We start from the raw sequence: 12,823 nt of genomic DNA, 5'->3' as shown, positions 1-12,823 counted from the left end.
GCGCCTTACACGGCGTGGCCGTCAGGCGACGCGATACTTCTCTGCCTCGCTGGTCCGCAGGGTCAGTCCGTGTCCGGGGCCCTGCTCCGGCCGGACCGTCCCCCCGGTGGGGTCCAGCGCGCCGTCGAAGAACATCGACTCGATGCGCACGTGATCGTGGAACCACTCGATGTGGCGGAGGTTGGGGATCGAGGCGGCCGGGGCGGCATGGGCGTTCGGGGCACAGTGGGCGGAGACCTCCAGCCCGTGGGCGTGGGCGAGGGCGGCGACCCGGAGGAAGTCGGTGATGCCGCCGCAGCGCGTCGCGTCGACCTGGAGACAGTCCACGGCGCCGGCCTCGACCATGCGGGCGAAGTAGGACAGGTCATAGCCGTATTCACCGGCCGCCACCTCGCAGGGCAGTGTGTCGCGGAGCAGCCGCAGGCCGGTCAGGTCGTCCGAGGAGACGGGCTCCTCGAACCAGCTGACGCCGTATTCGGCGAGGCCGTCTCCGACGCGCAGCGCCTGCTTGCGGGTGTAGGCGCCGTTGGCGTCGACGTACAACTCGGCGTCGCTGCCGATGGCTCGACGGGCCGTGCTGACACGGGAGAGGTCCCACAGGGTCTCGTGCCCCCAGTCCCCGCCGATCTTGATCTTGACGCGTGGGATGTGCAGTCCGTGCACCCAACCGCTCACCTGCTCGGCAAGGCGCCCGTCGGAATAGGTGGTGAACCCTCCGCTGCCGTACACGGCGACGTGCGTGCGGGCCGCACCGAGGAGGCTGACGAGGGGGAGTTCCAGGAGGCGTGCCTTGAGATCCCACAGGGCGATGTCCATGGCCGAGATCGCGCACGCGGTGATCCCGGGCCGGCCCGCGTTCCGCACCGACCTGCACATCGCGTCGTGCAGGGCGGGGATGTCCAGGGCATCGTGCCCCTCGACCAGGGGGGCGAGGTGCTCGCCGAGCATCAGTCCGACGGCGGCCGGTCCGTACGTCCAGCCCGTACCGGTCGTGTCTCCGGCCCTGACCTGGACGATCACCATGGTGGTCGAGTCCCAGGCGAACGTGCCGTCGGCTTCGGGGCCGTCGGTCGGCACCATGTAGACGGACACATCGGGCCGACGGAGTTTCATCGTGCACCTGTCCATGCCGAGGAACCAGTGTCAGCTGTCGTCAAGAGCGAGTTGTGGCAGCCCTTTCGTTCGGGTCCACCTCCATCACCGGGAAGAGGTCGGTCCCCCTTCGGGTAACCCGCGTACGGGCATGGAAACGTGGGCGCGCACAATCCGAACGCGATGATCGGGCGTCGTCGGAGCGCAGCTCTTCCGCGGCCCGCCCGGCGAGCGTGCGGCGGCCGGTACCGGATCGGTGTGCCGGGAGCCACGCCCGGCACGGTCGGGCGTCCGCCGTACGCCACCCGCGCATCGAGCCGTCCGTCCACCGGATCGCCCCGGTGGCCCGGTGTGGGCACGCCCGGACCGCGGGCGTTGAGGAGAAGAGGCCCCGCCCTGCCCAACTCGCCCGTCAGCACTGCACGGTTCGCCGGTGACGACCTGGGCCTGCGGCAGGGCGGCGCGGAGTGAACGGACGGAATCCCCGCTGCCGGCAGCGGTGTTGGTGACGCCCACCGGGTCCGTGCCGTCGGGCAGTACGGTCGGCTCGACGCGGGGCCGGTGCGGCGTCCGCGCCGGCTGTCGTCGGCAGGAGCGCCCGTACGGTGGCCGGGGCGACCGCTGCAGTCCAAGGGGGCGACTTGCCCCGGCGGCAGATGCGTCAGGGTGGCACGACATGCCATGGCGACGCCGTGGCGCGGAGGATGTGGAGGGTTTGGCGGTCCGGTTCACGGGCACGGGATAAAGAGAGTGTTTCGGACAGGAGGCACATCCGTGGGAGCGACGTCCATGTCGCCCGGATGCGGCCGTCCGAGCAGGGTCGCAATTCCACGGTGATCATCGATTCACCACACATGAGGGTTGCGATGCACCATGCGAACTCAGACGAGTGCACAGCGCCATCCGCACGCAGATGCCCCGGACACCGAGGATGCGTTCCGGCGGCTGGCCGCGCTACCGCCGGGTCACCAGCGTGACACAGTGCGTGAGGAACTGGTGGCTGCCTGGCTGCCGATGGCCGAACGCATTGCGGGCCGGTTCCGCAGCCGAGGCGAAAGCTATGAGGACCTGTGCCAGGTCGCGGCCCTCGGACTGGTCAAGGCGGTCGACCGCTTCGACCCTGAGCGCGGCAAGGCCTTCGAGAGTTACGCCGTTCCGACGGTCGCCGGGGAGATCAAGCGGCACTTCCGCGACCACATGTGGACCCTGCATGTGCCGCGCCGAGTGCAGGACTTGCGCAACCGGGTGCGCACCGCCTGCCAGGACCTCTCCCAGGGAGCCTCGGACCGCTGGCCCAGCGTCGGTGAGATCGCCGCGGAGGCCGATCTGAGCGAGGCGGACGTCCGGGTCGGACTCGAGGCGCTGGAGAGCTTCAGCGCCTTGTCCCTCGACGCCGAAGTCCCAGGCAGCGACGACGGTTTCGCGCTCGGTGACGCGCTGGGCGCCGTCGACCCGGCCCTCGACACCATCGTGGACCGCGAGTCCGTCAAGCCCCGCCTCGAGGCCCTGCCCGAACGCGAACGCACCATCCTGTACATGAGGTTCTTCAAGGACATGACCCAGGGCTGCATCGCCGAGCAGCTGGGGATCTCGCAGATGCATGTCTCCCGGCTGATCAGCCGGTGCTGCCACCAACTGCGCGAGGAGGTTCTGCAGGACGCCGTCTGACGCCACCGGGGCACTCGGCGCCCGAGGCATGCGCGGTCAGGTGGTCCCGACCGCGCGCGGACGTCCGGTGCGGTTCGCGGTGCGGTTCGCCGCTCCGGAAGCCGAGGCCGCGGCCAGCAGACGTTCGGCCCGGGCCGCGGCATCGGCGACGTTGCGTTGGTCCATGAGCACGCACAGTGTGTAGGCGGTGTCGTCGAGCCGACGACGGCGAAGCGGGTTGGACGGCTCGTGCAGCAGACCGGCCTGTGCGTACCGGTACGAGCGCAGCGCCGCGGCGACGGTTCTGACGTGGGGCATCAGCATCTTCGCGTCCTTTCGCCGGACCGGGCCCATCGGCGCGGTTCTCCTCCGTGGGCGAGTGGGGGATTCGTTCCATAGTGCGCGCCCGCATCCGGGCGGGCGACTCATACCGCTGCGCGCTTCTCCCGTCACGGCACGTCATGCCAGGTCGTCGAGGTGTCGTCGCGCCCTGGCGAGGGTGCGGCGGCAGCGGTTCAGGCTTCTTCCACGGGTCTCTGTCCCGCTGGTTGAGGGCGTCTCCTTCGAGAACGTCTCTTGTGCGTAGGGCAGTTGGGCGACCTGCTCGCCGAACCGGGAGTGCGTCCCGCGCTGACGACCTCCGGCGCCGCCCCTGCGGTGACCCGAGCGTCGATGGCCGGACACGGCAGCCGTCGCCCGCCGATCACCAGGACGACCGCACCCGGCACGGGAACGGCGACGGCACCGGGGAACCGAACGGCGACGGCGAGCGGGAGCAGATCGGCGGCGGCTCCGGGCATCGGTGGCACGGCTCCTGTGAAGAGCGCAGGATGGATGAGCCGGAGGAGTTCCCGGACGGCATGGCGCGTCGGATTCCGGAGGGGTGTTGATGACCACGGACGGCGGCTCGATCAGGGCCGACGGCGAGCGCATCCGTGAGCTCGAGGAAGAAGTCGATCAGCTCAAGCGGGCCGTCAGCTCACATGCGGTCGTGGACCAGGCGATCGGGATGATGGTCGCGCTGGGCCGCGTCACTCCTGACCAGGGGTGGGACGTGCTGAAGGACGTCTCCCAGCACACGAACATCAAACTGCGCCACGTTGCGGAACTGATCGTGATGTGGGGACGGCAGGGTGAGATACCCCGGGAAATCCGCGCCGAACTCGAGGACGCCCTTGATCGTCACGGCCCCGCGCAGATCCCCGGCGCACCCTTGACGGACTGACCGGGTGGAGCCTGCCGGGCGCTGCACCGTGCTCTGTTCCGTTCCTGGCCGACCGCCGACCGCCGACCGCCGACCGCCGACCGCCGACCGCCGACCGCCGACCGCCGACCGCCGACCGCCGCGGGCGGAGGCGCGGCACCGTGTACCGGAACGAGCCGGGGAAAATGCCGCTCGGCACAGCAGGGCTTCGGTCGTCGCACACGGCGGCGCTCGTCGCGGACGTGGTTTCTTGGCGACAGCGGCCGACCGCTGCGGGGCGCGCGGACTCGGGCAGCGGACCCCTGTCTGCGTGGTCACCGCAGTCACCGGTGGTCGCCATTGTCACCGCGGGTCACCACGTGCACGCGTCGGTCCCCCGGGCGGCAGCCACGCGCAGACGAGTTCCGTGCCGCAGGACGCCCGAATGCCGGGCTTCGAGCGGGTACGGCGCGGAAGCACCCGCAGCGCCCTCCTCAGCGGCCGAGCGCGTTCTTCAGCTCCTCCTTGTTCATCGAGGAGCGCCCGTGGATGTCGCGCTTCCTGGCCTCCTCGTACAGCTGGTCCCTGGTGGGCCCTTCCGCACCGCTGTGCGAGCGGCGCCCGCCCCGCTCGTACGCCGACTTGGGGTCGCGCAGGGAGACTCGGCCGGCGCTGTCGGACTCTCCCGACCTGGCCCGTTCCTTGTTCACGGTGCGCGCCGCGATCTCCTTGGCCCGCTCGGCGGACTCGCCACGCGCTTGCGCGCTCTTCTTGATGTGCTCGTACTGCCGCTCACGCTTCGCGTTGGATCCCGCAGGCATGACAGCTCCTTCCGCTCGGACACACGGGTACCCCTGGCGGACGGCGCGTCACAGCGACAGGCGCGCCCGGCGGCGTCCCCCCAAGAGGTGTCCCCAGGCATCCAGCCGGAGTCGGCCGCCGGGCGCGACCCCGCCGGCCGACGGACGCCGGACGGGGTCGCCTCGGGCCCCGAGGCGACCCACGCGGACGGTTCCTGCGTCTGGGGCCCCGGCCACGGCGGCCCCGCAGTGCTGGCCAACTCCTGGCTGGGGGGTCGTACACCGAGACCTACCCGGACATCACCCGGGACGCGGCGGGCATGGCCCGGCTCTTCAAGCAGTTCTCCTTCCCCGGCGGCGTGCCGAGCCACGTCGCCCCGGAGACCCCGGGCTCGATCCACGAAGGCGGCGAGCCGGGCTACTCCCTCGCGCACGCCTACGGCGCCGCCCTCGACAACCCTGACCTGCTGGTCGCCTGTGTGATCGGCGACGGCGAGGCGGAGACCGGACCGCTGGCCGCCTCCTGGCACTCGAACAAGTTCCTCGACCCCGTCCACGACGGAGCCGTCCTGCCGATCTTGCACCTCAACGGCTACAAGACCGCCAACCCGACCTGCTCGCCCGGATCCCCGAGACGGAGCTGGACGCCCTCCTGCGGGGCTACGGCCACGACCCCGTCCATGTCACCGGCGACGACCCGGCGGCCGTGCACCGTGCGTGGCCGCGGCCATGGACACGGCCGTCGACCGCATCGCCGCCCTCCAGCGGGCCGCCCGCGAGGACGGGGCCGTGGACCGGGCCCGCCGGCCGGTGATCGTGCTGCGCACCCCCAAGGGCTGGACCGGCCCGGCCGAGGTCGACGGCCTGCCGGCGGAAGGCACCTGGCGGGCGCACCAGGTCCCGCTGGCCGCCGTCCGGGACAACCCGGAGCCCTGCACCAACTGCAACAGTGGATGCGTTCCTACCGCTCCGAGGAACTGTTCGACGAGCGTGGCGCTCCGCGCGCGGACGTGCGTACGCCAGCGGATGCAGGACATGAGGCAGCGCCATCACGACTGGATCCGAGAGCACGGCATGGACCTGCCCGAAGTGGCCGAGTGGTCGTGCGAGGGCCGAGCCGGTCCGCGTGCGCTGCGGTGCACCGCGCCCCTGGCCGCCCGGGGCTCACAGCTGCGCCGAGTGGTCCGGGACGTAGGTCCGCAGATCACGCGGTGGCCGCTCGTAGCCGGTGGAGCGCGGCCGCTCGGGCAGCTCCAACACGGGCTCCGGCACGTCGCGATAGGGCACGGAGGACAGCAGGTGGGCGATCATGTTCAGCCGGGCCCTGCGCTTGTCGTCACTCTCCACGATGAACCAGGGCGCCTCCGAGATGTCGGTGTGCACCATCATGTCGTCCTTGGCCCGGGAGTACGCCTCCCAATGGGTGATCGACTCCAGGTCGATCGGTGACAGCTTCCAGCGCCGCAGGGGATCCTCCAGGCGGCGCCGGAACCGCTCCAGCTGCACCGCGTCGCTCACCGAGAACCAGTACTTGCGCAGCAGGATCCCGTCCTCGACCAGCAGCTGCTCGAAGATGGGGCACTGGCGCAGGAACCGCTCGTGCTCCTCGGCGGTGCAGAAACCCATGACGCGCTCGACCCCGGCCCGGTTGTACCAGGACCGGTCGAAGAGCACGATCTCCCCGGCGGCGGGCAGGTGCTCGACGTACCGCTGGAAGTACCACTGGGAGCGCTCGCGCTCCGTCGGCTTGGGCAGCGCCGCGATCCGGGCCACACGAGGGTTGAGATGCTCGGTGAGCCGCCGGATGGCGCCGCCCTTCCCGGCCGCGTCCCGCCCTTCGAAGACGATCACCAGCCGGGCGCCCTCGGTGCGCACCCACTCCTGGAGCCTCGCCAACTCGGTCTGCAGACGCAGGAGTTCTTCCTCGTACGACTTGCGCGACAGCGTCGCCGCGTTCTTGTCCCTCATACGCCCATTCTCGCCGCAGCCCGGCGTCCTGGCCTGCGGACGTGGCCGTACCGGCGGTACGACCGACCCCGTACCCTGGGACCCTCGATGCGCGGGCGCGAGGACCCCGGTGACTCGCTGATCATCAACTGGCGCTCCGGCGGCCCGGCTTCGACGGAGCGGGCCGCCCCGGTCGCGGATCGGGTGCTGCAGGCGAGATGATCGTCCTGCCCCACGCCGCGGACGACGCCGCCCCGTTCCACGAGCTGTTCGCCGCGCACCTCCGCCTGGCCTCCCTGGCCCTGTCACCCGACGGAACGCGCCGGATCGTGTCGGTGCAGTCGGTCAACGACGAGCGGACCAGGCGCGTTTCGAGGCTCTGGGCGGTGGACCCCTCGTGCCGGCGCGAGAGCCGGCGAGGCCCGGCGGACACCGGCACGCAGGGCGAACCGCGCCGTGCGCGCCACAGCGCCATGGTCAACGCGGTCCTGTACGGGGAGACCGTTGCTCGTCGCCTCGCACAGTAGCCCGCAGGCGTTCTGGAGTGCCTGAACATGGCTGTGGAATCCCTGGCCGTCCACCGCCCGCGACGACGCCGTGCTGCTGCTGCGCCGCCCGCCGATGCTCTGACCGACGGGAATGTCCGACGGGAGTGTCCGAAGGTGGTGTCCGAGGGGAACGCCGACGGCTACGCCGCCGGTTATACCGACGGGAACGTCATGTGCCGGACGAGGTCAGGTGCGCGGCGGTGTGCTCCAACAGCATCTCCAGGGCGGCCGGATAGGCGCTGTGCGGCATGTGCCGGGCGAGGAGCGGGGCCGTGGCCGCGATGTGCGGATGTGACTCGGCGGGCAGGCGCGCGTAGGTGGTGTGCCACATCTCCTCGTCGCCCGCGCGTGCCTCGTCCGCCAGCGCGAGGGACCCCGCGTCGAGCGCGGCGAAGGCAAGACTCTGGTCGATGAAGGTGTGGTAGACACCGACCGCCACCGGGTCCGGCAGCCCGGCGCCGCGCAGGATCCCCAGAATGGTCTCGTCCACCGCGATCTCCCGCGGCCTGCCGGTGACCCGGCTGGCGGTGAGCAGGGCGGCCTGCGGGTGGGCGAGGTAGGCGTCGTAGATGGCCCGGCCCAACGCGCGCAGGTCCGTGCGCCAGTCCCCGGTCGCCGTCCAGTTGTCCAGGGCCCGCCCCATCAGCTCGTCCCCGATGGCCCGGGCCAGGTCGTCCATCCCGGCGAAGTAGCGGTAGAGGGTGCTGGGATCGGCGCCCAGCGCCGCACCGAGACGGCGCGCCGTCAGCCCGGTGCTGCCGTGCTCCCGCAGCACGCGCAGCGCGGTCCGCACGATGATCTCCTCGGACAGCACGGTGCCGGTGCGCGTGGGCCGCCGTCGCTGACGTGCGGCTTCACGCACCACTTGCTTCGCCATGTCGGTCGTCCCCTCGATCGCCGCCCGCGTCGGCGGTTCTCCCCGGCCAGGCTGCCGGCTCTTATGCCAACGGGGTTGACCTTATATCCCGGCGTCCCGTTGCATCGAGCCCGGTCCGGAAGGCGCCCGCCTCCTGGAGGACCGGAAGAAAGGTGTGTGACATGCGCGTACTTCTCGTGGGTGCGGGTGGCGTCGGGACGGCGGTCACCCGGATCGCCGCTCGCCGTGGCTTCCTCGCCCACATGGTCGTCGCCGACTACGACCTTGCTCGCGCCGAGGCCGCCGTCGCGGCGCTCGGGGAGCGGGGAGACCGGTTCAGCGCACATCGGCTGGACGCCTCGGACCAGGACGCGGTCCGCCGGATGCTCGTCGACGAGCGATGCGACGTGCTGCTCAACGCCACCGACCCCAGGTTTGTGATGCCGCTCTTCCAGGCGGCCCTGGAGGCCGGCACGCACTACGTGGACATGGCAATGTCACTGTCGGTGCCGCACGGCTCCCGCCCGTACGAGGAGTGCGGTGTGAAGCTCGGGGACGACCAGTTCGCGCTGGCCCGCCGCTGGACGCAGGCCGGGCGGCTGGCCCTGGTCGGCATGGGCGTCGAGCCGGGCCTGTCCGACGTCTTCGCCCGGTACGCGGCCGACGAACTCTTCGACGACATCGAGGAGATCGGCGTCCGGGACGGCGCCGACCTGACGGTCGAGGGCTACGACTTCGCTCCGTCCTTCAGTATCTGGACGACCATCGAGGAGTGCCTGAACCCCCCGGTGGTCTACGAGAAGGACCGCGGCTGGTTCACCACCGCTCCGTTCAGCGAGCCCGAGGTCTTCGACTTTCCCGAGGGCATCGGCCCGGTGGAGTGCGTCAACGTCGAACACGAGGAGGTGCTGCTGATCCCCCGCTGGGTGGATGCCCGCCGTGTCACGTTCAAGTACGGCCTCGGCGGTGACTTCATCACCAAGCTCAAGACCCTCCACGCACTGGGCCTGGACTCGACGGCCGAGGTGGCGGTGCGCGGGGACGACGGACCCGTACGGGTCTCCCCGCGCGACGTCGTCGCCGCGTGCCTGCCCGACCCGGCCGGGCTGGGGGACCGGATGACGGGCAAGACCTGCGCCGGCACATGGGTCAAGGGCACCAAGGACGGGGCGCCGCGCGAGGTGTACCTCTACCACGTGGTCGACAACGAGTGGTCGATGCGCGAGTACGGCTCACAGGCGGTCGTCTGGCAGACGGCGGTCAACCCGGTCGTCGCCCTGGAACTGCTGGCCGGCGGCGCGTGGTCCGGTAACGGTGTTCTCGGCCCGGAAGCCCTGCCGCCGCGCCCCTTCCTGGACCTGCTCACCGAGTACGGCTCTCCCTGGGGCCTGCGGGAGGAGGGCTGATCGTCCGCCGCACGCACCTCGTGCCGCACGAACGGCATGAACCGCCTGAACATCTGCTGTCGCCGGGGCCTCAACTGCCCGTTGTTCACACACTGTTCGCATGAATGTTCCGGTGTCCCCCGTGGTTTCACATACCGTCCTGCTGCCGACGAGCGATCGCCGCGCGGGCTGTGCATCGGCACCGGGGCGGCGAGGGGCCGGGCGCACGCGGCGGACAGACAGGCACTGTTGACTGTTGCGGGGGGCTTTTCCGTTGAATTCTCGCACGCGCCGCGACATCGCGGCGCTCACGTCGGCCGCCTCGCTCGCGGCCGGACTGCTGGCCGTGACGGCACCGGGAGCGCAGGCCGCGCCGGGTGACGTCACGGCCGGTCTCATCCGAGGGTGAGAGCGGTCCGCTCCATACCGTCCTCCTCCTGCGGCGCGCTGCCCTGCGCCGCACGCCCGCGCAGTGCGGTCACCACCAGCAGCGCCGAGAACAGGGCGGCCGAGCCGCACACCACGAATCCGATCGCATACCCGTGGCCGAGGGCGTCGAGGGCATACGAGCGGGCAGCGCCCGGCGCCGTGGAGGCGGGGGCGGAGTTGAGGGCGAGGGGGCCGCCCTCCTCAAGCACCTCGTGGGCCGCCGCCCTCGACGGCGCGGTCAGCGACGACGAGGTGGCCAGCGAGGACGTCACCCGGGACGCCGCCTGGCTCAGCGCGACCGCGCCGACGACCGCAGGGCCGAGGGTGAAGCCCAGGTCGCGCAGCAGGTTGGTCGCCGCACTGGCCATGCCCGCGAGCGGCAACGGCACCGTGTTCACGGCGGTCGCGGTGATCGACGACACCGTGAAGGCGAAGCCGATGCCGACCAGTGCGAGCGGCAGGATCAGAGAGGTCAGGTTCCGGTCGCCGACGTCGAGCCCGGCGGCCAGGAAGTCTCCCGCGGCGATCAGCGCCAGACCGGCGGTGAGCAGCGTCCGTGCGGGCAGCCGGTGCAGCAGCCGGGAGGTCAGCGGTGTGAGGAGTGGGGTGATGCCGTTGAGCAGCAGGAACGGGAGGGATGTGCGCATCGGGCTCTGGTGCTGGATGGGGCCGAGCCGGATGCTCGTTGCGTAGGCCGTGCCCAGGAAGCTGAACATGCCCACGACCGCGACGACCGACGCGATCGCGAAGGAGCGGTTGCGGAACAGGTCCAGGCGCAGGAGAGGGGAGCGGGCCCGGCGCTCGGCCGCCACGAACAGGCCCACGAACACCGCGGCGATCACGAACGCCACCACCACCGGTGCCGATCCCCAGCCGTCCGTCGGCCCCTGGACGACGGCGTAGAGCAGGGCGAACAGACCGACACCAATGGTGATCTGACCGCCGAGGTCCAGCGAACGACCCTCCGGCGAGCGCGAGTTGGCGGCCAGCCACAGGCTCACCAGGGAGCTGACCGCGGCCACCGCGGCGACCACCACGAACGCCGAGCGCCAGGAACCGTAGGTGCCGGTGATCCCGCCGAGCAGCGGCGCGAGGAACCCACCCGTGGACAGGCTGGAGGCCCATACGGCGATGGCGCGGGCACGCTGGGCGCCGGTGTGCGTGCCGGCCGCGATCATGGCGAGCGAGGTGGGGAAGAGCGCGGCAGCGCCGAGACCGGCCAGTGCCTGTCCGGCCCACAGCTGATGGATGCCGGGGGCGGTCGCGGCGACGACCTCGCCGGCGCACACCAGTGCGGCACCACCGACGAGGAGCCGTTTGCGGCCGAAGAGGTCGCCCAGTACGCCGAAGGTGAGTTCCAGGACGGCCATGGGCAACAGGAACGCGTCGGAGATCCAGGTCAGTTGGGAGCCGACCGGGTGGAGGTGGTCCTGGAACAGGCCGTTGAGGGTGGCCGGTATGGCGAGGCCGATCTGGGCGAGGCAGACGGCGAGACACCCGGCGACGAGTGTGCCGAGGGGGAGTGACGTACGTGGGGCGGCGGATGCGTCGGACATGAGCGGGTCCCCGAAGTCAGTGGTGGGTGGGGTGCGCCGGGCGGTCACGGCCGACCGTCAGGCGTGCCGGGCGGTACGGGACGTACGCCGCTCCGTCGAGGCCGAGCGCGGTGGCGGACTTCTGCAGCGCGGCCGGGGTCGCGGCGTCGTCCCAGTGTCCGCCGGTGACACGGTGTTCGAGCGCGTGCAGGGCGGCCACGGTCTCGGCGGTGGTGAACGTGCAGTGGCCCTGCCGCTCGACATAGGCCTGCTCAAGCCCGGCCGCCCGGTACAGCGCGCGGACCTGCGGGGCGTGGACGGAGCCGGCGAGCAGACGGGCGTAATCCACGCCCTGGTTCCAGGAGTTGTTGCCGCCCACGGATTGCTCGACGGCGTACCGGCCGCCCTCGACGAACGCCAGGATGCCCTGCGCGAACCACGCGTACTGCTGGTCCTCCTGGTCCGCCCAGTCGGTCGGAGCGGGCCGGTCCTTTCCGGGTGCCCAGGCGGGCAGGTTGAGGAAGGCCGCGGCAAGGGCGATCCGGGCGCGGCCCTGCGGGGTGGACTGGGCGGCGGTGACGGCGTCGGTGAGCTGCTCGGCCGTGGCGGCGGCGTCATCGGCCGAGCCGAAGCGGACCAGGTCGATGCCCTTGCCCGGCACGAGCAGCCGGGCGAGGGCGTACTCGGCGTCGAGCTGGTAGTTGTCCAGATCGGTGCCGCCCGCGACCAGGCCGCACAGCCCGAGCGCGCCGTCGATTCGGCCGGCACCGTCACGGGCGATCTGCGCGTTGACGAGCCCGCCCATGGACTGGCCGACGGCGAGCGTGCGCCGCGGGGCTCCGATCCTCGCGGTGACGGCGTCGAGGGTGGCGAACTGGTCGCGTTCGGCACTGTTCAGCGCCCACATCGAACCACGGGGGTCGTACGACGACCCGGCCATCGCGTAGCCCTCGGCGAGCAGCTCGGTGCGTACGTCGTCCGAGGGGGCGTCCCTGGCCACGGTCGGGCCGAAGCCATGGCTGAACAGCAGCAGGGTGCCGTTCCAGCGGGCGGGGACGTCCGCGATCCAGGCGGCGCCGTCGGAGAGGGTACCGGTGAGGTGGGTACCGGCCGCGGTGTCGGCCTGGGCCGCCGGTGCGGGGACGGTGGTGAGCGCCACGGACGTGAGCGTGGCCAGGATGGTCAGGGCGGCGCGCACACGGGTGCGGGGAGTGTGGTGAGTGCGCGGACGGGTGCTGGCACGCATGGTGTCGGCTCCTTCTGGGCGGTTGCGGAGCGGGTCCCGGGCACATGCTCAGTGCACTGAACGAATGCGTGAGGAATGTAGGGCTGATTCCTTGCGGCCGTCAATGCAATGCACAACATCACGTCGGATACGGATACGGATACGGATACACGTAC

At 71.3% G+C, this 12,823-nt stretch carries 12 protein-coding genes and 1 pseudogene; 6 read left to right on the top strand and 7 right to left on the bottom strand.

What is annotated here, in order from left to right:
- Window positions 1-21: 21 nt before the first annotated feature.
- Window positions 22-1,113, bottom strand: a complete 1,092-nt coding sequence (locus GQF42_RS04210; protein WP_158917759.1) for an enolase C-terminal domain-like protein — start codon at window positions 1,111-1,113, stop codon at window positions 22-24.
- Window positions 1,114-1,965: 852 nt separating this feature from the next.
- Here GQF42_RS04210 and GQF42_RS04205 point away from each other — a divergent pair.
- On the top strand, window positions 1,966-2,760 hold the full coding sequence (locus tag GQF42_RS04205; protein ID WP_158917757.1) for an RNA polymerase sigma factor SigF: 795 nt from the start codon (window positions 1,966-1,968) through the stop codon (window positions 2,758-2,760).
- Between the two features lie 36 nt (window positions 2,761-2,796).
- On the opposite strand, the gene GQF42_RS04200 is transcribed toward GQF42_RS04205, so the two are convergent.
- Window positions 2,797-3,057, bottom strand: a complete 261-nt coding sequence (locus GQF42_RS04200) for a DUF5133 domain-containing protein (protein ID WP_158917755.1) — start codon at window positions 3,055-3,057, stop codon at window positions 2,797-2,799.
- Window positions 3,058-3,628: 571 nt separating this feature from the next.
- On the opposite strand from GQF42_RS04200, the gene GQF42_RS04195 reads away from it, so the two are divergent.
- Window positions 3,629-3,964 (top strand): ANTAR domain-containing protein, encoded by a 336-nt coding sequence (locus GQF42_RS04195; RefSeq protein WP_158917753.1) that lies wholly within the window; start codon window positions 3,629-3,631, stop codon window positions 3,962-3,964.
- 452 nt (window positions 3,965-4,416) lie between these two features.
- On the opposite strand, the gene GQF42_RS04190 is transcribed toward GQF42_RS04195, so the two are convergent.
- Complete coding sequence (locus tag GQF42_RS04190) at window positions 4,417-4,743, bottom strand: plasmid stabilization protein (RefSeq protein WP_158917750.1); 327 nt, start codon at window positions 4,741-4,743, stop codon at window positions 4,417-4,419.
- A gap of 186 nt (window positions 4,744-4,929) precedes the next feature.
- On the opposite strand from GQF42_RS04190, the pseudogene GQF42_RS04185 reads away from it, so the two are divergent.
- Window positions 4,930-5,735: pseudogene (locus GQF42_RS04185) on the top strand (phosphoketolase family protein); the annotation flags it as partial.
- Between the two features lie 151 nt (window positions 5,736-5,886).
- Here the strand turns inward: GQF42_RS04185 and ppk2 are convergent.
- Window positions 5,887-6,690, bottom strand: coding sequence for a polyphosphate kinase 2 (gene ppk2, locus GQF42_RS04180; protein ID WP_158917748.1), 804 nt, complete (start codon window positions 6,688-6,690; stop codon window positions 5,887-5,889).
- 197 nt (window positions 6,691-6,887) lie between these two features.
- On the opposite strand from ppk2, the gene GQF42_RS04175 reads away from it, so the two are divergent.
- A complete protein-coding gene (locus GQF42_RS04175) occupies window positions 6,888-7,196 on the top strand; it encodes a hypothetical protein (protein ID WP_158917746.1) in 309 nt (102 codons plus the stop codon).
- Window positions 7,197-7,386: 190 nt separating this feature from the next.
- Here GQF42_RS04175 and GQF42_RS04170 read toward each other — a convergent pair whose 3' ends face one another.
- Window positions 7,387-8,094: a TetR/AcrR family transcriptional regulator gene (locus GQF42_RS04170; RefSeq protein ID WP_158917744.1), complete on the bottom strand. Its 708-nt coding sequence runs from the start codon at window positions 8,092-8,094 to the stop codon at window positions 7,387-7,389.
- Window positions 8,095-8,255: 161 nt separating this feature from the next.
- Between GQF42_RS04170 and GQF42_RS04165 the strand changes: the two genes are divergently transcribed.
- Window positions 8,256-9,479, top strand: a complete 1,224-nt coding sequence (locus GQF42_RS04165; protein ID WP_158917742.1) for a saccharopine dehydrogenase family protein — start codon at window positions 8,256-8,258, stop codon at window positions 9,477-9,479.
- A gap of 253 nt (window positions 9,480-9,732) precedes the next feature.
- Entirely contained in the window at window positions 9,733-9,867 is a 135-nt protein-coding gene (locus GQF42_RS46865) for a hypothetical protein (RefSeq protein ID WP_267906125.1), read from the top strand.
- Here the strand turns inward: GQF42_RS46865 and GQF42_RS04160 are convergent.
- Complete coding sequence (locus GQF42_RS04160; protein ID WP_158917740.1) at window positions 9,854-11,443, bottom strand: MFS transporter; 1,590 nt, start codon at window positions 11,441-11,443, stop codon at window positions 9,854-9,856. The genes GQF42_RS46865 and GQF42_RS04160 overlap by 14 nt on opposite strands.
- A 16-nt stretch (window positions 11,444-11,459) precedes the next feature.
- Window positions 11,460-12,668 carry an alpha/beta hydrolase gene (locus GQF42_RS04155; RefSeq protein WP_158917738.1) on the bottom strand — a complete coding sequence of 403 codons (1,209 nt, stop codon included), beginning with the start codon at window positions 12,666-12,668 and terminating at the stop codon, window positions 11,460-11,462.
- Window positions 12,669-12,823 lie beyond the last annotated feature (155 nt).

Origin of the sequence: Streptomyces broussonetiae (genome assembly GCF_009796285.1) — a bacterium.
Classification (GTDB): Bacteria; Actinomycetota; Actinomycetes; order Streptomycetales; family Streptomycetaceae; genus Streptomyces; species Streptomyces broussonetiae.
Note: the sequence above shows the minus strand (reverse complement) of the source record. Positions and strands in the feature narration are given on the sequence as shown.